The sequence below is a fragment of the Bradyrhizobium sp. MI1.4 genome, from assembly GCF_055811315.1.
On sequence record NZ_JBVVPP010000015.1, the window covers coordinates 91,735 to 112,320 of the forward strand.

17 protein-coding genes, 1 tRNA gene and 1 pseudogene are annotated in these 20,586 nt (G+C 64.0%); 10 read left to right on the forward strand and 9 right to left on the reverse strand.

Features of this window, described 5'->3' with window-relative positions; all coding sequences use genetic code 11:
- Positions 1–26: 26 nt before the first annotated feature.
- Together AC0L23_RS19160 and cysE are read right to left on the reverse strand one after the other, a co-directional pair.
- Positions 27–245 carry a DUF3126 family protein gene (locus AC0L23_RS19160; RefSeq protein WP_007602550.1) on the reverse strand — a complete coding sequence of 73 codons (219 nt, stop codon included), beginning with the start codon at positions 243–245 and terminating at the stop codon, positions 27–29.
- Positions 246–396: 151 nt separating this feature from the next.
- A complete protein-coding gene (gene cysE / locus AC0L23_RS19165; protein ID WP_007602549.1) occupies positions 397–1,221 on the reverse strand; it encodes a serine O-acetyltransferase in 825 nt (274 codons plus the stop codon).
- A gap of 275 nt (positions 1,222–1,496) precedes the next feature.
- Between cysE and AC0L23_RS19170 the strand changes: the two genes are divergently transcribed.
- Entirely contained in the window at positions 1,497–2,855 is a 1,359-nt protein-coding gene (locus AC0L23_RS19170) for a hypothetical protein (protein WP_317246141.1), read from the forward strand.
- Between the two features lie 157 nt (positions 2,856–3,012).
- Here AC0L23_RS19170 and AC0L23_RS19175 read toward each other — a convergent pair.
- Positions 3,013–3,613, reverse strand: a pseudogene (locus AC0L23_RS19175) (hypothetical protein).
- Between the two features lie 188 nt (positions 3,614–3,801).
- A complete protein-coding gene (locus AC0L23_RS19180; RefSeq protein WP_026232924.1) occupies positions 3,802–4,572 on the reverse strand; it encodes an alpha/beta fold hydrolase in 771 nt (256 codons plus the stop codon).
- 214 nt (positions 4,573–4,786) lie between these two features.
- Here AC0L23_RS19180 and AC0L23_RS19185 point away from each other — a divergent pair, with 214 nt between their 5' ends.
- Positions 4,787–5,749, forward strand: coding sequence for an AraC family transcriptional regulator (locus tag AC0L23_RS19185; RefSeq protein WP_085396133.1), 963 nt, complete (start codon positions 4,787–4,789; stop codon positions 5,747–5,749).
- Positions 5,750–5,896: 147 nt separating this feature from the next.
- Here AC0L23_RS19185 and AC0L23_RS19190 read toward each other — a convergent pair whose 3' ends face one another.
- Positions 5,897–6,652 (reverse strand): alpha/beta fold hydrolase, encoded by a 756-nt coding sequence (locus AC0L23_RS19190; protein ID WP_085396325.1) that lies wholly within the window; start codon positions 6,650–6,652, stop codon positions 5,897–5,899.
- Positions 6,653–6,686: 34 nt separating this feature from the next.
- Positions 6,687–7,823: a hypothetical protein gene (locus AC0L23_RS19195; protein WP_085396131.1), complete on the reverse strand. Its 1,137-nt coding sequence runs from the start codon at positions 7,821–7,823 to the stop codon at positions 6,687–6,689.
- A 303-nt stretch (positions 7,824–8,126) separates the two neighbouring features.
- Here AC0L23_RS19195 and AC0L23_RS19200 point away from each other — a divergent pair, with 303 nt between their 5' ends.
- Both AC0L23_RS19200 and AC0L23_RS19205 read left to right on the forward strand, forming a co-directional pair.
- Positions 8,127–8,372, forward strand: coding sequence for a zinc-finger domain-containing protein (locus tag AC0L23_RS19200; RefSeq protein WP_007602543.1), 246 nt, complete (start codon positions 8,127–8,129; stop codon positions 8,370–8,372).
- A gap of 19 nt (positions 8,373–8,391) precedes the next feature.
- A complete protein-coding gene (locus AC0L23_RS19205) occupies positions 8,392–9,594 on the forward strand; it encodes an FAD-dependent monooxygenase (protein WP_247523204.1) in 1,203 nt (400 codons plus the stop codon).
- A 25-nt stretch (positions 9,595–9,619) separates the two neighbouring features.
- Here the strand turns inward: AC0L23_RS19205 and AC0L23_RS19210 are convergent, their stop codons facing one another.
- Positions 9,620–10,051, reverse strand: coding sequence for a twin-arginine translocation pathway signal (locus AC0L23_RS19210; protein ID WP_085351108.1), 432 nt, complete (start codon positions 10,049–10,051; stop codon positions 9,620–9,622).
- Between the two features lie 172 nt (positions 10,052–10,223).
- Between AC0L23_RS19210 and AC0L23_RS19215 the strand changes: the two genes are divergently transcribed.
- Together AC0L23_RS19215 and AC0L23_RS19220 are read left to right on the forward strand one after the other, a co-directional pair.
- Positions 10,224–10,312 (forward strand) — tRNA-Leu (locus tag AC0L23_RS19215).
- Positions 10,313–10,472: 160 nt separating this feature from the next.
- Entirely contained in the window at positions 10,473–11,723 is a 1,251-nt protein-coding gene (locus AC0L23_RS19220; protein WP_026232922.1) for a multidrug effflux MFS transporter, read from the forward strand.
- Between the two features lie 204 nt (positions 11,724–11,927).
- Here AC0L23_RS19220 and AC0L23_RS19225 read toward each other — a convergent pair whose 3' ends face one another.
- On the reverse strand, positions 11,928–13,523 hold the full coding sequence (locus AC0L23_RS19225; protein WP_473357239.1) for a glycosyltransferase family 39 protein: 1,596 nt from the start codon (positions 13,521–13,523) through the stop codon (positions 11,928–11,930).
- A 240-nt stretch (positions 13,524–13,763) separates the two neighbouring features.
- Positions 13,764–15,371, reverse strand: a complete 1,608-nt coding sequence (locus AC0L23_RS19230; protein WP_473357240.1) for an ABC transporter substrate-binding protein — start codon at positions 15,369–15,371, stop codon at positions 13,764–13,766.
- Between the two features lie 280 nt (positions 15,372–15,651).
- On the opposite strand from AC0L23_RS19230, the gene AC0L23_RS19235 reads away from it, so the two are divergent.
- The 4 genes from AC0L23_RS19235 to AC0L23_RS19250 all read left to right on the forward strand — a co-directional run bounded on the left by AC0L23_RS19235 (position 15,652) and on the right by AC0L23_RS19250 (position 20,464).
- The gene (locus tag AC0L23_RS19235) at positions 15,652–16,782 is read left to right on the forward strand and encodes a M20/M25/M40 family metallo-hydrolase (RefSeq protein ID WP_473357241.1); all 1,131 of its coding nucleotides are present in this window, start codon (positions 15,652–15,654) and stop codon (positions 16,780–16,782) included.
- A gap of 168 nt (positions 16,783–16,950) precedes the next feature.
- Positions 16,951–17,892, forward strand: a complete 942-nt coding sequence (locus tag AC0L23_RS19240) for an ABC transporter permease (RefSeq protein ID WP_007602533.1) — start codon at positions 16,951–16,953, stop codon at positions 17,890–17,892.
- 20 nt (positions 17,893–17,912) lie between these two features.
- A complete protein-coding gene (locus tag AC0L23_RS19245) occupies positions 17,913–18,800 on the forward strand; it encodes an ABC transporter permease (protein ID WP_473357242.1) in 888 nt (295 codons plus the stop codon).
- A 14-nt stretch (positions 18,801–18,814) separates the two neighbouring features.
- A complete protein-coding gene (locus AC0L23_RS19250) occupies positions 18,815–20,464 on the forward strand; it encodes an ABC transporter ATP-binding protein (protein ID WP_247299806.1) in 1,650 nt (549 codons plus the stop codon).
- Positions 20,465–20,586: the final 122 nt, after the last annotated feature.

A 20,586-nucleotide genomic window follows, 5' to 3' on the forward strand; every position in this document is an offset into this window, starting at 1 on the left:
CCCCGTTGAGCGAGACGATCGCCGAACTATTCCTGGTCGACGAGGTCGTCCTCGAGGATCGCCATCTGGAATTGGAACGAGCGATCATCGTCCTCGTCGTCGACGAAGAGCACACCGATGAATTCCTCGCCGATATAGACCTCGGCGGAATCATCCTTCTTTGGCCGCGGCACGACGCGGATCTTGGGATTGCCGAATACGCGCTTCAAATACGCGTCGAGCTTCCTAACTTCCTTGACGTCCACGGCAAGTCTCCAATCGAAATCTGGGTTGGCGCGGGTTTTAGGACGAGACGCGACCAACCGCCAGCATGAATTGCCAAAGAATTTTTGGGACGAAAGGGGCGGAAAATCCGCCCCTTCCGACAAGCTCGAAGGCCCGCCTCAGAGGCCCATCTCAGAGTCCCATGGCGTTGATCATCTGATCCATGGTGCGCGACGGCTCGGCACAGCCGGCTTCGCCGACGACCTTGGCAGGCACGCCTGCGACCGTCACGTTGTGCGGCACCGGTTTGACCACGACCGAGCCCGCCGCGATGCGCGCGCAATGACCAATCTCGATGTTGCCGAGGATCTTCGCGCCGGCGCCGATCAGGACGCCGTGGCGGATTTTCGGATGGCGGTCCTCGTTCTCCTTGCCGGTGCCGCCGAGCGTAACGCCATGCAGGATCGAGACGTCGTCCTCGATCAGCGCAGTCTCACCGCAGACGAAGCCGGTGGCGTGGTCGAGGAAGATGCCGCGGCCGATGCGCGCGGCGGGATTGATGTCGGTCTGGAATACCGCAGACGCCCGGCTCTGCAGATAATACGCAAAATCCTTGCGGCCCTTCAGATAGAGCCAATGCGCGAGGCGGTGGGTCTGGATGGCGTGAAAGCCCTTGAAATAGAGCAAGGGATCGATGAAGCGCGAGGTCGCGGGGTCGCGATCGTAGACGGCGACGAGATCGGCGCGGAAGGCGTTGCCGAGATCGGGATCGTCGCGCAGCGCCTCGTCATAGGTCTGGCGCACGAGATCGCCCGACAGCGCGGAATGATCGAGCCGGTCGGCGACTCGATGGATCACCGCATCTTCCAGGCGGCTGTGATGCAGCACCGTCGAATAGATGAAGGTCGCAAGCTCCGGCTCGCGATGGACGATGTCCTCCGCTTCGCCGCGGATCCGATCCCAGATCGGATCAAGCGTTGCAAGCTTTCCTCCCGGATTGACCTGATGCACTGCCATGAGATCTGCTCTTTCGAATTGGCTCGTTTCACTGGTTCTATAACACAGTCTAGGCGACAAAGTCCTGACGGGCTTGCCTGAGAGTGAACAGTGCGTTGTCCGGCGGGGGCATGCCAACGCGTTGAATCACAACAGTTTCTTCCGACACCCCGGGCGGCAAGGTCGGCTCAAAATGGTCAGGGTTTCGCCAAATTCAAGCCGGGCGGCGTCAAACTATTGGTGAATTCCGCCTCAACGGTAATTGCGGGCATGGTCCGAGTGAGGACGGAGCGGATTTGACCATCACCACCGATCATGCGCGCGCGGGCGCCGCGGGCTCACTCTGGCTGCGGCTCGCCGCCATCGCCCTGCCGCTCCTGTTGATCGCGCCGGCATTCTGGAACGGCTATCCGCTGTTGCAATGGGATACCGGAGGCTATCTGGCGCGCTGGTACGAGGGCTATCTCGTCCCGAGCCGCTCCACCGTCTTCGGCATCTATCTGCACTATGGCGAAAGTTCAGGGTTCTGGATCAACCTCGCGGTCCAGTCGCTGACCACGCTGTGGCTGTTGCAGCTCACCTTGCGCGTGCTCTCGATGATGCAGACGTTCCGTTTCGTCGCGATCAGCCTGCTCCTGATCCTGTCGACTGCGCTGCCCTGGCTTGCGAGCATGCTGCTCACCGACATTTTTGCAGGCCTGTCGGTGCTGTCGCTATTCCTGCTGGTCATCGGTGGGCAGCGGACCTCGGCGCTCGAAAAGATCTCGCTGTTCGTTTTCACCGCCTTTGCCGCCGCGACCCACAGCGCCACGCTCGGCGTGCTGCTCGGTCTCTGCGTCGCCGGCTGGGTGATCCGGCCGTGGCTGGGGCGCCGGCTTCCGATCGCCGGATTGGCGCAGGCGAGCCTCACCATCGTCGCCGGCGGCCTGATGCTGGTGTCTGCGAACCATGCCTTGTCGGGCAAATGGGCCTGGACGCCGGGCGGCACCGGCGTCGCCTTCGGTCGCATGATGCAGGACGGCATCGTCGCGCGTTATCTCAATGACCATTGCCCGCGCGAAACACTCAAGCTCTGCCCCTATCGCGACCAATTGCCGGCGACCGCCGACGAATTCCTGTGGGGCAAGAGCATGTTCAACACGCTCGGCCGCTTCGAGGGCATGAACGACGAGATGGGCACCATCGTCGTGGGTTCGCTCGCCGACTATCCTGTCTGGCAGGCCGGCGCGGCGTTGCGGGCGCTGGGACGGCAATTGCTCCATGTGGCGACCGGCGAAGGCACCAATGGCTGGATCCCGCACACCCGCGGCATTATCGAGCGCTATATCCCCTCACAGGCCGCGCCGATGCGGGCGGCGCGCCAGCAGCACTGGGCTCTCGATTTCGACACCATCAACTGGCTGCACGTGCCCGTCGCGCTCGCCTCGATGCTGGGGCTGCTCGCGCTGCTCGCCCATGCGCTCGCGATCCGCCGGCTCGACGACCTGACGTTGCTGGCGGCGACCGTGACGCTGGCGCTGCTCGGCAACGCTTTCGTCTGCGCGGTGATCTCCGGTCCGCACGACCGTTACGGCGCGCGAATGGTGTGGGTTGCGACCTTCGTGGTGCTGATGGCGCTCGCGCGCCGCCTTGGGGAAGACAGCAAAGCGCGGTGAGATTGGGGTGAAGCGCCATCGTGCCTGGTTTCGTCCGAGCAGCGATCGCGTTTATCCAGTAAGACCAGCGCATTCGTTCTCAAGGGTGTTTGGAGCCCTTCATCGCCCCCGCAAATCGGCACACGCGGCGGGGCGGTGGCATGAGCACGACCAGCCGTTAGTCAGCCGGCTGCGTGAAAACGGACCCAAGTGCGAGACGGTCAGTGCCGTACAACAACTGAGGCGTTCCGCGGCTAGCTCTTTGTGCCGGTGCCGCCGGCACCGGAAGAATGATTTCGGAAGCGACCCTCCAGTCCTTCCCGACGCGAAGCCAGTTGCTGATCATGAGAAACGGCCTGGCTGTTCCATCTTGCCCCGCATAAGAGACGGTGATGGTCATCGGCACATAGGACTCGGCGACGTCGCGCGTCAGGCCGACAACCCTGAGCTTCGAAAAATCTGGCTCGAGTACGACCGGACCGGGCTACCGATATCATGCAGCTATTGATCAATCGCCGCGTTACCCCAAAAGCCGGCCCAGTTTCCCTCGGACGGGATCGCGCTCTTGGCCACCAAAAGGGCCGAGGGCGATTGCCAGAACATCCGATACAGAGCCTTGAAATCATGCTTGTTTGCCAATTCCATCAGCCGCCGAACTTCGATTTGATTGCGCTGAGCGTCGCAGCATTCAGCGGCTCTCTGCTGACGGCGGGAGCAGACGCGGCAGACACGGTGGTAAGAGCCACAGCAGTGAGGGTGACAAGAAGTGCCTTATACATGCAGGAATGTCCGTTCCAATGCGTCGCTCACATCATGACAACACTTGTTGCGTTTCCGCGATTGGAGGTGTTCACGTCCGTGAGCTGAAGTGTCGTCAGGACGTTTCAGCACTCTACGGATGCCTGGCTTAAAATGGTCGAGCGGGAGCGCGCGGGCTCCCGGCGCCACAGCGCCGGGAGCGGCACCGTCACCTCGTGAGGGCGGCTTTTTCGATCACCTCAGCGACCTGCTTCGCATGGACGACGAGCGAGGCATGGCTGCCGGTGACTTCCGTCGTCTGGGCGTGGATCCTGGCCGCGAACGACTTCTGGGCCTCGGGCGCGAGGACTTTGTCCTTCGTGCTGATGACGTAGAACGTCGGCTTGTCATGCCAGGCCGCAACGTCGACCGGGGCTTCGAATGCAACGTGGTTCAGCGGAAGCTGCGAGTTGGCCAGGTGCGCGGCGATCTCCGGAGGAAGGTCAGCCGCGACGGCTGACGGAAACACCTTTGGATCGATGTACAGATTGCCCTTCGCATCGGGGTGGATCGCCTTGCCGCCTTCGGTCGGCGGACCGGCCTTTGCCAGCGACGCCAGGGATTCACCGACCTCCGGCGCAAAGGCGGACACATAAACCAGCGCCGAAACCTTGGGATCGTTGCCGGCTTGCGTGATCACCACGCCGCCCCATGAGTGGCCGACCAGAACGGTCCTGCCGGCTTGCTTCGCGAGCGCCTGTTTGGTCGCATCGACGTCGGCGGCGAGCGAAGTGAGTGGATTTTCGACGAGCGTGACGTTGTAGCCTTTCTTGGTGAGAATATCGGCAACCGGCTGCCAGCTCGTCTGGTCTACGAAGGCGCCGTGCACGAGCACGACGTTGTGCGCTGCCCCCTTGGGCAGTTCGGCGGAATGTACGGCTCCGACCAACGTCGTTCCGGCCAGGAGGACGGTGGCGGCTGAGAGGAGAATAGTTCGCATTGTTTGTTCCTGTTGGCATGTCGGACGAAAGTAGTCCGGGGGAATGGACAGGCGTTTCCAGCAAGGTCGCGGTTCTTCCATTTGCCGTTGGCGAAATGGTTGCCGCACGTCCCGTCGGCCCGCCGTGGCATGACGTATTCCGTGGACCTCTCGGACGATAGGGACCAATCGTCCGTGTCTTGTGTCCGATCGTCCGCGGTTCTAGTCTCGGGGGATGGATATACTCACCCAGGTGCTCGATCGGGTTCGTCTCGGCGGGACGCTGCTCTTTCACTTCGAGCTCGGCCATCCCTGGCATCTTGAGTTGCCGGCGCGCCCCTACGCCCTGTTTCACTATCTCAACCAAGGTTCAGCGACCCTCGCGCTCGAACAGGGAGAGGAAATCCAGATCACCGGGGGCGATTTTGTCGTCATCACACGTGGCGAGCCCCATGTGTTTTATTCGGATCGCCGGGCCGAGCCTTTGCGCATCATGGATATCGAACGGTCGTCGCCACGCCTCGGATTCGTTCGTCACGGCAGCCGTGCAAAGCCGCTCTCGACCATGCTCTGCGGCAATTTCACGGTGTCGCGGCCGACGTTTGGCAGCGTGCTGGAGTTGCTTCCACCCGTGCTCTTGCTGAAGCCGACGTCCGACCGTGGTTGGCTTGAAGCCATCCTGCGCCGCATGATGAGCGAGTCCGCGCTCGAGCGTCCTGGCCAAGGCGTCGCGCTTTCACGACTGACGGAAGTGCTCTTCGTCGAGGTGCTGCGAAGCTGGATCGCGTCTCTCAGTCCCGGGCAAGGCGGCTGGATCGGGGCCATTTCTGACCCCCATATCGGACCGGCGCTGAAGCTGATTCACGAAAGTCCGGAGCAGCTTTGGACGCTGAGCGACCTAGGCCGTCGCGTCGGGCTCGGCCGCTCGGCATTTTCGGCGCGCTTCACTAGGCTCGTGGGCCAGCCCATGCAACGTTATGTGATCGAACGCCGGATGGCGGAGGCGGCGTTCCTGCTGGAAACCAGCGACGAACCGATCGCACGGATTGCCAACCGGATCGGTTACGAGACTGCAGCGGCGTTTTCGAAGTTGTTTCACCGGCACATTGGTCAGTCGCCCGGCCGTTACCGGGCTGCGCGACGCGCCGACGGAGCCCGTGCGCAGTTGGACGGATCGGAATTGCAAGTATCCGATTGACCTCGATAAAGCTGTGGCTTCGAGTTGAGTCTCATATGCGCCCTTAGCGAACCCCGATCCCTAGGTACAGGAATGGACGGTTGCCGAAGGGAGTGGATGGCCCACTGTAACGAGACATTTCAGGATAGCTGAAACCGCCTCATCGCCTCAGGCGCGGCGTGAGAGGAAATCGAGCACGCCAGTCTTGTAGACCTTGTCGCCGACTGCGCGCATGTGATCGCGACCGGGAATATCGAGCACTTCCGAACCCGGGATGATGGCACCGAGTGCGCTGGCCGAACCCGCGACGTCGTCGGTGCTGCCGACCGCGATCAGCACGGGCACGTCGATGCGCGCGGCTTCGTCCTTCGTCATGAGATCGCGCGTGCCGCGCAGGCAGGCGGCCAGCGCCTTGCGGTCGGAACGGGTTTGGTCTGCAAAAGCACGAAACGTGCGTCCGACGGGATCGGAGACGTCGTCGAGCGAGGGCGCTTCCAGCGCCTTCGCGACGTTCTCGCCGGGCCCGGTGCCCTCGATCAGGCCGCCGATGCCGATGCCGCCAAGGATTGCCGAACGCAGGCGCTGCGGCTCGTTGAGGGAGAGCCAGGCCGTCATCCGTCCGCCCATCGAATAGCCCATGAGATCGGCCTGCGGGATGGCGAGGTGATCCATCAGCGCGAGCACGTCGCCGGCCATGGTCGGGATGGAGTACTGCGCGGGCTCGTAGAGCTTTGCGCTTTCGCCATGGCCGCGATTGTCGAGCGCAATGACACGGCGGCCGTTCTTGCGCAGCTCCGAGACCCAGGTCGGATAGACCCAGTTCACGTTCTTGCTGGAGGCAAAGCCGTGCACCAGGATGATCGGATCGCCCTCGCCTTCGTCGAGATAGGCAATTTCAACGGCGCCGTTGTGAAAGCTCGGCATCATCAGTTCCGCAATCTTGAGGGGAAGAGGTATCTTAGGCCGTGATGGCAGGGCTTGCCAGAACGGCTTCGGCGGCGATCCGCGCCCGGCGAAGTCGCCGCGCCCGTCTGCGATCGCACCAGGCCTGGGTCAGGCGCTCCGTCGTCGCCTTGATCGAGGACAACAGGCCGAGCAGCGTCAACGCCGCACCGAACAGCCAGAGTGCAAGATTGAACGCCCCGCCGATCAGCAGCAGCGCGCCGCGGCCGAGCAGCTTCAGAATCGCGCGCGTCTTGCCGCCCTGCGCTTCCGCGAGCCGCGCCGCGCGTGCGACGTCCTTGGGACCTTCAGCGATGCGCAAGCTATCCATCGCGCCGCGCGTGCCGGTCTTCTCGACCACGCGCGTGACATCCTTGCCGAGCCGAACCAGCGCGCCGGCCTTCTCGGCGCGGAACGCGGCCTTGATCGCGCTCAAGGTCTGGCCCGGCCGCAGCACCGAGCCGGAGGCAACCGCGTTCTGGAGCATCGGCGTATCGACGACCTCGCGCGCGGACCGGCCGGCCCATGCCGCTAGTCCCTCGCCGAGCCGGCCGACCTTGCGCGCGTCCTTCACCAGCGTCAGCCCGGCGCGAACCGGCGCGGCACCGCCGACGGAGACGTAGGTCACGGCCGTGACCGCGAGACCCGCGGCCGCAAGGCCCAGCACCAGGCGATCGGTCTCCTCGCCCATGGCGAGGTGCTTGCCCTCGCGGACGACGTCCCTGATGTCACCGATGACGAAGAGATCGCCGGCCACGGTTCCCGACAAGCTCGCAACATCATCCGCGTTGCCGGTAACGAGACCGGCGGCAAACCGTTTTGCGAAATGCGAGGTGGAGTTTTCGGCTTTGACCGCGTCACCGACATGGCTCAGGAGGTCGTCAGGCAGCGCGATGTTGCGGTCGCGCGCCAGTGCGACAAAACTGTCGGCAAGATCGGCATCGCCCGATGCGAGCGCGACCTCGATGTTGTCTTGAATCAGGCGGTCGTTGTGCCGCAGCAGCGCGTCGAGCTTGATCTCTGAGAGCGCGGCGGGATCGTCCTGGGCGGCCAGAATCGCCCCGGCCTCACGGGCGTGCGGTGCTACCTGCGCGAGCATGAAGCCGCATGCCGCGATACCGGTCAACGCTGTGCTGATTCGCAACCACTTCATGCGGAGAGCCTGGACGGTCCTGAGATCGTTGACGCCTAACGGTTGTCTTTCGTCGCAATTACGCTCGTCCACAGACATAGTATGCCAAAATTGCGACACAACGTCCCCGACGAAAGAAGGGCTTCTCTCAGGCCGCAAGATTGTGTCGAATTTGCATGAGCAAATGAGCATGGGGCATTGCGGAGCTTTCGGTTCCGCTGGACTAGCAATCATCTCCACCCACCAGTATGGTCCGCGGCGCCTTAATAATGCCGCGGCAGTCGTGATTGTGTCTGCCGCCATTGCCACTCCAGGATGAGTACGATGTCCGACCATGTCGTCCCGCACTTCCACAACGATGCCGGTGTCCCCGTCATCGAGATCGGCTCGCAAGAGTTCATGTGCGTGGGCGCCAACCCTCCGTTCGATCATCCGCACGTCTTCCTCGACCTCGGCAACGACAACGAGATCATCTGCCCGTACTGCTCGACTCTGTACCGTTTCGCCGCCGACCTGAAGGCGGGCGAAGCCCGTCCGCCGGAATGCGTCCTGAAGGACAAGGTGGCCTGACCGCTTCCATCGGCCAGGGGTGGCGCTCTCCCGAACGATTGTCATCGCCGGTGCCGGCATCGGTGGACTGACGGCTGCGCTTGCGCTCGCGGCCCGCGGCTTCCGCATCATCGTGCTGGAAAAGGCCGAGCGGCTCGAGGAAGTCGGCGCCGGTCTGCAACTCTCCCCGAACGCCAGCCGCGTGCTGGTCGAGCTCGGCCTCACCGAGCGCCTCAAGTTGCGCGCCGTGATCCCGGAGGCAGTCTCGATCATGAGCGCGCGGGCCGGCGGTGAGCTTTTGCGCATGCCGCTGGGAGAAGCCGCCGCCGAGCGCGCCGGCGCCCCCTATTGGGTGGTGCACCGCGCCGACCTGCAATCCGCCCTCGCCGGCGCAGTTTCCGACCATCCCCATATCGACCTGAAACTCGGCGCGACCTTCGAAGACGTCGCGCCTCACGCCAAGGGGCTGACGGTGGTTCATCGCAGCGGCACGATCCGGCGCAGCGATCTCGCCAGTGCGCTGATCGGCGCCGACGGTATCTGGTCGACGGTGCGCCAGCATCTATTCCCCGAGGTGCAGCCGCGCTTCTCCGGGCTGATTGCCTGGCGCGGTACGCTCGATGCCACGCAACTGCCGAAGGACTACACAGCGCGCCGGGTCCAGCTCTGGATGGGCCCGAATGCCCATCTCGTCGCCTACCCGATCGCGGGCGGACGCCAGATCAACGTGGTCGCGGTGCTGCCGGGCACCTGGAACAGGCCGGGCTGGAGCACGCCTGGCGATCCCCGCGAAGTGCTGGACGCCTTCGCCGCGCCGCGCTGGCCGCCGCCGGCGCGCATGATGCTCGCCACAGTCGACAGCTGGCGGAAATGGGCGCTGTTCGGCGTCCCCGACGACTGCCCCTGGAGTAAAGGCCCGGTCGCGCTGCTCGGCGACGCCGTGCATGCGATGCTGCCGTTTGCGGCCCAGGGCGCCGGCATGGCGATCGAGGACGCCGCAGTGCTCGCGCAGCATTTGAGCCCTGAGATCGCCGAGACCACCGCGGGCATCACGGCAGCGCTGAGACAATACGGCCGGACGCGCCAGGCGCGCGTGCGGCGGGTGCAGCGGACCGCGCGGCAGCAGGGCCGCATCTATCATTTCAGTGGGCCGCTCGCGTTCGCGCGCGACCTTGCGGTCCGCGCCCTCGGCCCGGAACGCATGCTGGCACGGCAGGACTGGATCTACGGCTGGCGGCCCTGACGCGAGGCGCTGATGTCAGGACGTTTCAGCGCACGGCTCTTGTCGATTTCGGGCCAGGCTTGATCGGGCCAGGATTGGCTGCGGGCGCCGCGGCGGCCGGCGTCGCCTCGGGGGGCGTTTCCCGGCACTTGTTGCGGCGCCAAGCGTCATCGGCCATCTGCGCCTGCCCGCGTACTGCGATGTAGTCGTTGCGATAGGCAAGCTCCGACACCACGGCGCCGCCCGCGCCGGTCTGTGCCTTGTCCATCAGCCTCTGCAAATCGCCGGTGCGGTTGGCGATCGACTTGCGCTCGCCTTCGAGCTGCTTGCAATCGTACAATTCGTACTTGGCGGGATCGGCAAAGGCCGGAGCGACCGTCTCGCTCATGCCGGCGCAGCCGGACAGCGCGAAGTCGGCCGCGAGCAGCGCGGCGACCACGCAGCACGGGCGCAGGCGATATTGGATCAAAGCTGACATGCCGGATGAATAGTCCCCGTCGATTGAGAATGCCTAAAGCAACAACAGATGTCCGGATTGAGGCTTTGCCTTGTGCCGCCGGCTCGCCTAAGGAAGAACCACCCCTCCGGCCTGCAAATGCCAATTCCAGACCGCCGGCAAGGGACTTAAGTGGCTGATCTCGTTGGATCAAGCGGGCATGGCGGAATTGGTAGACGCAAGGGACTTAAAATCCCTCGGCGCGCAAGCGCTGTGCCGGTTCGACCCCGGCTGCCCGCACCACGAAAGCTGCGCGGAGGATCCCGCCGCGCGCGGCGGCCGCGAGCGCTGATACCTCATCAATTCCTGTCTGCTCCTGCACCGCCTGCCAGCCATCCCGAAACGTTGCTTGTGCAACGCAGCATTGAAGATAGATAAGGGCCTCAAATCAGAGGTGAGCTTCTTGTCCGACGTCAATGCCGACGACTGGGTGTCCTCGGGACACCGTCCCATGGGTTTCCCCGAATTCGTCATCGTGATCGCGTCGATCATGGCGCTGAATCCGCTTGCGATGGACATGATGCTCCCGGCACTGCCCAATATCGGGTCGGCCTTCAATATCCCCGTCGCCAACCATCTTCAGCTGGTGCTGTCGACCTTCCTGATCGGCTTTGGCGCGGGGCAGTTCGTCATGGGCCCGCTGTCGGATCGCTTTGGCCGCCGCCCGGTGCTGCTCGGCGGGATGGCGGTCTATGCGGTGGCAAGCGTGCTGGCGATTGCGGCGCCGTCGTTCGAGACGCTGCTGCTGGCACGCGCACTGCAGGGTTTCGGTACCTCGGCGACTCGCGTGATCGCGACCTCGATCGTGCGCGACTGTTACGTCGGCCGCCGCATGGCGAGCGTGATGTCGCTTGCGATGATGATCTTCATCGCCGTCCCCGTGATCGCCCCTTCGTTCGGACAGGCGGTGCTGCTGGTGACGCAATGGCGCGGCATCTTCGTCGTGCTGATGCTCTACGGGCTGCTCGCGCTTGCATGGTCCGTGCTGCGGCTTCCGGAGACCCTGCCTGAGAGCGAACGCAGGTCGCTTGCGCCGGCCGACGTGCTCACGGCCTACTGGCAGACCGTGACCCATCGCCAAACCCTCGGCTATGCGCTCGCCGCCGGTAGCGTCATGGGCGCGCTGTTCGCCTACGTATTTTTGGCTCAGCAAGTTTTTGTCGGCATCTATCACCTCGGCCATTATTTTCCGCTCGCCTTCGCCGGGATCGCGGCCGGCACCGCCATTGCCGGCTTTCTCAATGCGCGATTCGTCGGGACCCTCGGCATGCGCGTGATCTCGCACGGCGCGCTGACGCTCTACACCGCGGTGGCGGGAGTGATGCTGCTGACGGAAAGCCTCGCCGCGTTGCCGCTTCCCCTGTTCATGGTGCTCTCGGCGCTGATGATGTTCTCGTTCGGCATGATGGTCGCCAACTTCACTGCACTCGCCATGGAGCCGCAGGGCCACATCGCCGGCACGGCGTCCTCGCTCTACGGCTCGATCACCACGCTGATCGGCATCGCCGTCGGCATGGCCATCGGACAAAGCTTCGACGGCACGTTGCTGCCGTTCTCGGTCGGCTTCTTCGTGTCGTCCCTCGCCGCGCTCGCGATCGTGCTGGTGGTGGAGAGAGGACGGTTGTTCAGGCCGCATCATCGCGCCATCGGCTGAGGAACTCCGTGGCGCTCTCGATGTTGTACTGCAACAATTTGAAAGGGCGCTTCAATGGAACCGAAACACCGTAAAGACCACGACGCCGCGGAACGGGCGGAGACGGAACGCACGCCGTCGAGCGCCGAAAAGACCGCCGTCACCGTGCCATTCGCGAGTGAAGGGCTCGAGCGGGTCCGCGACAGCCACTGCTGAGCAAGACGCCTATTCCGTTGCGCGCCTGCTGGCGCTGAAATCGTCCGCAATGCCTTCGGGTGCCGCGCCGCTTCCACGGGGCGGCACCATCAGCACAACCACTTCCCGCGTGAGACCGGGCCGGCCCCATAGCTGCGCCTGTATGATAAGTTCCCGCCTGATGAAATGCTCGGCGCGCCCGGCCACCGAGTCCATCCACCGGCTGCAATCATCCTGATCGCGAAAACAGAGCGCGGCCCAGCCGCGCTCCAGCGTCGTCTTGTGCGGCAAGCCCCCGAGATATTGATCCTCGAACGGCCGCACGTGGTGCGGGTGGTCCGGGCTGTAGAAGGCTGTCGCGAAGGCCAGTGAATCGTCGCCGCTGACGGCGGCGAGCGGCTCGTCCGTCAGTTCGCGCCACTCGCGTGTCAATCGGCTCGCCGCTTGCGCGTAGAAATTGCGCCCCTCCTCGTAACCGTGATCGTTGCGATAGACCGCGTGGGTCGGCGCGGCGACGAGGACGGCCGTGAGCGCGACACCGGCCACGACCACGGTGAGGTTGACGGTGTAAAAGCGCTCGATTGAATAATTTGCGCCGCAGACCACGAGAATGGCGAACAGAAACAACCCTTGCAAAGCCCATAGCGACGGCAGATCGGTGCCCATCACGAGCGAGATCAGGACCGGCAGCGCAATCGTGCCGACGGCAACGTAAAAGAGGAGCCGCAGGCCCGGATTCATCGCCGCGAAATCGTCCGGAAACTGCTTCAGCCGCGTGCCGGCGATCAATACCCAGCTGACGGCTGACACACTCGTGGCCGCCAACAGGCCCAAAAGGAAGTTCCTGACATCAGCAGCAGAACTCGCCGCAGTGCCGTTGGCATGGTTCAGCGCGTAGGTGAAGGTCGATGCCCCCGTGGTCGCGAGCCAATGAAGATGCGGTGACAGCGCCGCAAGCCCGACGACGACCGAAATCCAGGGCGAGGCGGAAGTGAAATAGGCGCGTCGCGCCGGATGCGCCAGCGCGGCAAACGTGAAGCTCGCGACAAGGAAGATCGAATAATATTTGCCGACCATGGCCAGTGCCGTCGTGCATCCCACGGCAACCGCCCACGACGCCGCTCGGGTCTCGAATGCGCGCAGGAAGCACCAGGTCGCCAGCGGCCAGACCGCCAGCAGCACCGCATTGGCGTTGAAGCGCTGGGCATGGAATTGATAGGCCGGCGTCAGCATCAGGATCAACAGCACCAGGACGCGCTTGTGCCCCCTCACGAATTGCCGCGCGATCCGATCGACGAAGACCAGCGCGAGCCCGGCGTTGGCCATCGCCATCAATTGCAGCGACCAGTCAGTGAGCGGAAAAATGGCGCTCCAGCTCGCGGCAACCCAGCCGGTCAATGGCGGATGCTTGGGATAGCCCCACGCGAAATGCCGCCCCAGCGTCCAGGCCTCCAGCGTATCGGGGTGCAGACCGCCGCCGGCATAGGCGACTGCCAGATAGAGCGTCCAGATCCCGACGAAGCAGGCGACGAGAAGCGGCACGGCCCAGCCCGTCTCGACGCCATCGAGCCAACGCCGGAATGGCCGGCGCCATCGTGCCGGCGCGCGATCGGACCGTTCGGCCATCGCCTGGAATGCAAAATCGATCGGCACTGGAATCAAATGGAGGAAGGAAGATGATGCGCGAGCACGACACATCTAGTTCTGGATCGAAACAAATAGCAATGACCGCAGACTGGGAACGTTGAAAGCATCCGCTTTCTCAGCCGGCGTAAGGTCAACAAAGGACCGAGACTGGCAAAAGAGCGGCGCCGCTGATGACAGCGGCGCCGCATGATGATCCGGACGAAAGGAAGGGCCTTTGCCCTACTCCGACTTGTCGACGTTCCAGAACAGCGGGGTCGCGGGACCGTCGAGCACGCCGGTCAGCGATTTGCGCCAGCCGCTCGGCAGGAGATACTGCCCCAGCGGGATGTAGATCACCTGCTCATAGGCTTCCTTCTGGATGTCAGCGGCGATCTTCTTCTGATCGTCGAGCGAGGCGGCGCGAACGAAGTCGTCCTTGAGCTTTTCGATCTTGGCGTTCTCGGCCCAACCGAACCAGCCCTTCTTGCCTTGGCCGCCGATCGAGAGATTGGCGATCGGGTTGGAGACGTCGGCCGCGACCCAGTTGGTGAAGAACATGTTCCAGCCGCCCTCTTTCGGAGGCTTCTGACTGGCGCGGCGGCTCACCACCGTCTGCCAATCGGTCGCTTGCAGGTCGACCTTGAAGCCGGCCTCGCGCAGCAACTGAGCCGCAACGATCGGCTGCGCCTTCAGCGTCGTGACATCGCCGGGGGCCATGATCACGATCGGGGTGCCGTCATAGCCGGACTCGGCGAGCGCCTTCTTGGCTTCGGCCATGCCGTTGCCCTTCACCAGGGTCTCGGCACCGGCCTCCGTCGCGAACGGCGTATCGCACACGAAGAAGGCGCCACAGACCTTCTGATATTTGGCGTTGCCGACGAGCGCGTCGAGAACGTCCTTCTGGTTTATCGCCAGAAAGGCAGCACGGCGCACTTTGACATTATCGAACGGCGGATAAAGGAAGTTCATCCGGCCGAGCGTCTGGAAACCGAACTTGTTCGAGACCTCGATCGTGATGTCCTTGTTCGCTTCCAGTAACGGGAGCATGTCGTAAGGCAGATTTTCCACGAAGTCGATGTCGCCCGACTGCAACGCGTTCACCGCGGTCTGCGAGTCCGGCATGGTGATCCACTCGACGCGGTCGACCTTCACCACCTTGCCGCCGGAGGTCCAGCTCGACGGCTCCTTGCGCGGCACGTAATCGGTGTTCTTGACGTAGACCGCCTTCACGCCCGGCTGGAATTCCGACTGCACGAACTTGAAGGGCCCCGAACCGATCTGCTCGGGGATCTGCTTGTCCGGCGGCGTCTCGGCGAGGCGCTTCGGCATCATGAAGGCAACGCGGGAGGACGGCTTGCCGATCGAGTCGAGCACGAGGCCGTAGGGCTCCTTCAGTTTCAGCGTGATGGTCTTGGCATCGGTCGGCTCGATGCTGGCGGTGAAGTCGAGCAGTTTCTGGCCCATGCCATCGACTGCGGCCCAGCGCTTGAGCGAGGCGACGCAGTCCTCCGCCGTCACCGGCGCACCGTCATGCCACTTCAGGCCGTCGCGCAGCGTGAACGTGTAGGTGAGCTTGTCGTCGGAGATCTTCCAGTCCGCCATCTGCGGCTGGATCGTGAAGTTCGAATCGGGCGCCACGAGCGTGTCGTAGATCATGTAGCCATGGTCACGCGTGATGTAGGCCGTGGTGAAGATCGGATCGATGATGCGCAGATCCGAATGCATCACCGCCGTGATGGTCTTGCCGGCCGCAAGCACCGGCGAGGCCAGTGCGGTCGAAAGCGCGACGACCGACAGCGCAAGTTTGGAGGCGAACGCGCGAGGCCCCCGGCGCATCAACTTAAACATAAAAAGTTCTCCTGACGTGAAACTGTTCAAAGGCAGGTTATTGATTGAGCATCCGGTTCGTTCTTTAGGCGAACTAACCTCATGCAATGCCTTTATCTTTTCGAGACTTGCAGACGGTGCCGAGCGCGTCAATCCGGTTTCGCTGCAAGCCCAAGCGGCGCGCACACGGGCTCCACAAGGATCGGTTTGGCTCTACAACACTCTCCGCCTGTCCTGCCCCGCGCCGATGCAATGCGCGTTCCATGTTCCAAAGCCCAAGAGACATTGGAGAGACATTGAGATGAATCCAGCCAATCTTCCCTTCGATTCCGAAGCGATGCTCCAGGGTCTGCGCGGCTGGGTGGAATGCGAAAGCCCGACCTGGGACGCGAGCGCCGTGAACCGCATGCTCGATATCGCAGCGCGGGAGATGGCGATCATGGGTGCGACGATCGAGCGCATCGCCGGTCGCCAGGGCTTTGGCGGCGTGATCCGCGCCCGCTTTCCGCATCCGAAGCAGGGCGAACCGGGCATCCTGATCGCCGGACACATGGATACGGTCCACCCCACAGGCACCATCGAGAAGCTGAAATGGCGCCGCGAGGGCAACAAGTGCTATGGCCCCGGCATCTACGACATGAAGGGCGGCAATTATCTTTCGCTGGAAGCCATCCGACAACTGGCCCGCGCCTCGTTCACGACGCCACTGCCGATCACCGTGCTGTTCACGCCCGACGAGGAAGTCGGCACACCCTCCACGCGCGATATCATCGAGGCGGAAGCCGCGCGCAACAAATACGTGCTGGTGCCGGAGCCCGGCCGCGCCGACAACGGCGTCACCACCGGACGTTACGCCATCGCGCGCTTCAATCTCGAGGCGATCGGCCGACCCAGCCACGCCGGCGCGACCTTGTCGGCAGGCCGCTCGGCGATTCGCGAGATGGCGCGGCAAATCCTCACCATCGATGCGATGACGGGCGAAGACTGCACGTTTTCAGTCGGCGTCGTGCACGGGGGTCAATGGGTCAATTGCGTTGCCACGACCGCCACCGGCGAAGCGCTTTCGATGGCCAAGCGCCAGGCTGACCTCGATCGCGGCGTCGAGAGGATGCTGGCGCTCTCCGGTACAACCAATGATGTCACCTTCAAGGTGACGCGCGGCGTGACACGTCCGGTTTGGGAGCCTGATGCCGGCACCATGGCGCTGTATGAAAGGGCGCGCGGGATCGCCAAGTCGCTTGGCGCAGAACTGCCGCATGCGAGCGCCGGCGGCGGCTCCGACGGCAATTTCACGGGCGCAATGGGCATCCCGACTCTCGACGGCCTGGGCGTGCGTGGCGGCAACGGCCACACGCTCGAAGAGTATATCGAGGTTGAAAGTCTGGTCGAACGCGGCCGGCTGATGGCGGGGCTGCTCGCGACTCTGGAGTAACGGCGCGAGCCACATCGCCAAAACCGGGCCAGATCACCGAAACAAGTTGACCGCACTGCAAAAACGGTGGCCCGGATGGCATGGGAATTGCTGAAATGTTAGGCTGGTGGCAGAACCCCAGGCTCCAGCCGCTGTCTCTGATTTGACTCTCATCTGACGGGATCCAACTTGCTCGGATATCTCCTTCGCCGAATTCTCGCCGCCGTGCCCGTGATGGGCGTGGTGGCGCTGTTCGTCTTCCTCCTGCTCCGCCTCACTCCGGGCGATCCCGCCGCGATTCTGGCCGGCGACAACGCCACGCCGGAGCGGCTCGAGCGCATCCGCACCTCGCTCGGCCTCAACGAGCCGCTGATCGTGCAGTTCATCACCTGGCTGAACAAGCTGCTGCATGGCGATCTCGGAACGTCACTCATCTCCAACCTTCCGGTGATGAAGATGATCGGCCAGCGGGTCGAGCCGTCGATCTCGATCGCGCTGTCGACCATCATCCTCGCCGTCATCGTCGCGGTTCCCCTGGGTGTGATCGCGGCGTGGAAGCACGGCACCTGGATCGACCGCTTCGTGATGGGCCTGTCCGTGCTCGGCTTCTCGGTGCCGGTGTTCGTGGTCGGCTACATCCTGATCGAGGTCTTCGCGATCGACCTGCGCTGGGTGCCGGTGCAGGGCTTCCGCAGCATCTCGAACGGGTTTGGGCCGTTCTTCGAGCGCATCATCCTGCCGACCTGTGCGCTGTCCTTCATCTATATCGCTTTGATCGCGCGCATGACGCGCGCGGCGATGCTCGACGTGCTCGGCGAGGACTACGTCCGCACCGCGCGGGCAAAAGGCATCAACGAGGTCGCCGTGATGATGCGGCACGCGCTGCGCAACGCGGCCGTGCCCGTGATCACGGTGATCGGTACCGGCTTTGCGCTTTTGATCTCCGGGGTCGTCGTCACCGAGAGCGTGTTCAACATCCCCGGCATCGGCCGCCTCACAGTGGATGCGGTGCTGGCGCGCGACTATCCGGTGATCCAGGCGATGATCCTGCTGACGTCGCTGATCTATGTCGTCGTCAATCTCCTGATCGACGTCGCCTACACGCTGCTCGATCCCCGGATCCGGTACTAGGGCTAAGGATAACAACAAAAATGTCGGTCGATACCCTTCCCCAGTCCTCCATCCCGATCACGTCGCCGCTGCGACCGCGCCTCGGATTCCTGACCTCGACGCCGATCATCGCGGCGGCGACCATCTGCCTGGGGTTGGTTGTGCTGATCTCGATCCTGGCGCCGTTGATCGCGCCGTATGATCCGATCCAGCTTGCGCCCTCGCAGCGGCTGAAGCCCTCTTCGGCGCAATTCCTGCTCGGCACCGACGCCTATGGCCGCGACCTGCTGTCGCGCGTGATGTATGGCGGACGCATTTCGCTTCTGATCGGCATCGGCTCGGCGATCATGTCGATCGTCATTGGGTTGGCGATCGGCCTCGTCTCCGGCTTCTTCAAGCTGGTCGATTCCATCATGATGCGGATCATGGACGGCCTGATGGCAATGCCGAGCATCCTGCTGGCAATCGCCGTGGTGTCGCTGTCCGGCGCCAGCCTCTGGACGGTGCTGATCGCGATCACGATCCCCGAAGTTCCGCGCGTGGCACGCCTGGTGCGTTCGGTCGTGCTGTCGGCGCGCGAAGAGCCCTATGTTGAAGCGGCGATCTCGGTCGGCACATCCCTGCCAAAGATCATGTGGCGGCATTTGATGCCGAACACGATCGCACCTCTGATCGTGCAGGGCAGTTACGTCTGCGCGTCCGCGATCCTTACTGAGGCCATCCTCTCCTTCCTCGGCGCCGGCATCTCGCCGGAGACGCCGACCTGGGGCAACATCATGGCCGAGGGCCGTCAGTACTTCCAGCTCAAGCCGACGCTGATCTTCTGGCCGGGCCTGCTGCTCTCGATCGCCATCCTCAGCATCAATTTGATCGGCGACGCCGCCCGCGATGCACTCGATCCGCGCATGAAGCAGCGGGAAGGCAAATGATGACCGATCAAGTGATGACCAGCCCCATCCTCGACATCAACAACCTCGTCGTGTCCGTCGGCAAGAAGCCGAATGCTGCAAACATCCTCGACGGCATCTCGATCCAGGTGCACGAGCGCGAGACGCTGTGCCTTGTCGGCGAAAGCGGCTCAGGCAAGTCGGTGACCTCCCTGACCACGATGGGTCTGCTGCCGAAGGGCACGCTCGTTCCCACCGGCGGCAGCGTCAAGCTGGTCGGCGAGGAGATTCTCACCGCGACCGACCGCCGCCTGCGGCAGCTCCGCGCGACCCGAATGGCGATGATCTTCCAGGAGCCGATGACGGCACTCAATCCGGTGATGCCGGTCGGCCGTCAGATCGACGAAGTCCTGCGCGCGCACACCAAACTCGACGCGAAGGCGCGCAAGAAGCGTATCCTCGACATGATGGAGCAGGTGCGCCTGCCCCAGGTTGAGCGTATCTTTGCCTCCTACCCTCACCGACTCTCCGGCGGTCAGCGCCAGCGCATCATGATCGCGATGGCGCTCGTGCTCGAACCGAAGCTGCTCATTGCGGACGAACCGACCACCGCGCTCGACGTCACCACGCAGAAGCAGATCTTGACCCTGATCCGCGACCTCCAGCGCGATCACGGAACCGCCGTGCTGTTCATCACCCACGACATGGGCGTGGTCGCCGAGATCGCCGACCGCGTCGCCGTGATGCGGCAGGGCCGACTGGTCGAGACCGGAACGCTGGATTCCATCCTGCGCAATCCGACCATGGAGTACACCCGCAACCTGCTTTCCGCAGTACCGAGCCTGGTGCCGCGCGCGGCACGGCTTGAGACCAAGGAACCGGTGGTGCTGGAAGCCAACGAGCTTGGGAAGGTCTACCGCGAGCGCGCGTTCTTCGGTAAAGGCCGCGAGGTCGTCGCTGCCGACAAGGTCACGCTGACGCTACGCAAGGGTCGCACGCTCGGCATCGTCGGCGAGAGCGGTTCGGGCAAATCGACCGTGGCGCGCTGCATCGTCCGCCTGATCGACCCGACTTCGGGCGGCGTGCGCCTCTCCGGCCGCGAGATCTCGGACATTTCGCGGCGGCTGTTGCAGCCGCATCGGAAGAAGATCCAGATCGTATTCCAGGACCCCTACCGCTCGCTCAACCCGCGCGTCACCGTCGGCGAAAGCATCGCGGAAGGCCCGATCAATTACGGCGTGTCGCATGCCGACGCAACGAAGCGTGCGCGCGAATTGCTCGAGCTGGTCGGCCTGCCCGCCGATGCGGTCGCGCGCTATCCGCACCAGTTCTCCGGCGGCCAGCGTCAGCGCATTGCGATCGCCCGCGCGCTCGCACTCGATCCCGACGTGCTGGTCGCGGACGAGGCGGTCTCCGCCCTCGACGTCTCCGTGCAGGCGCAGGTGCTGGAACTGTTCGACGAGATCCAGCAGCGGCTCGGCATCGCCATCCTGTTCATCACTCACGATCTACGCGTCGCAGCACAGATCTGCGACGAGGTCATGGTGATGCAACACGGCCGCGTCGTCGAGCAGGGTCCGGCCGCCGAAGTGCTGACGCATCCGAAGGAGGCGTACACCAGAGCCTTGCTCGAGGCAGCGCCAGGCCGCGGCTGGGATTTTGCGAACTTCCGGCCGGTGGCCGAGGGCGCGGCGGCCAGCGCCTAGTCTCTCGCCTCGGGGGTGGGGGGGGCGGCGGGGGCGCCCGCGGGGGGGGGGCGGGGGGGGGGGGGTTGTTGGGGGGGGGGGGGGGGGGGGGGGGGGGGGGGGGGGGGGGGGGGGGGGGGGGG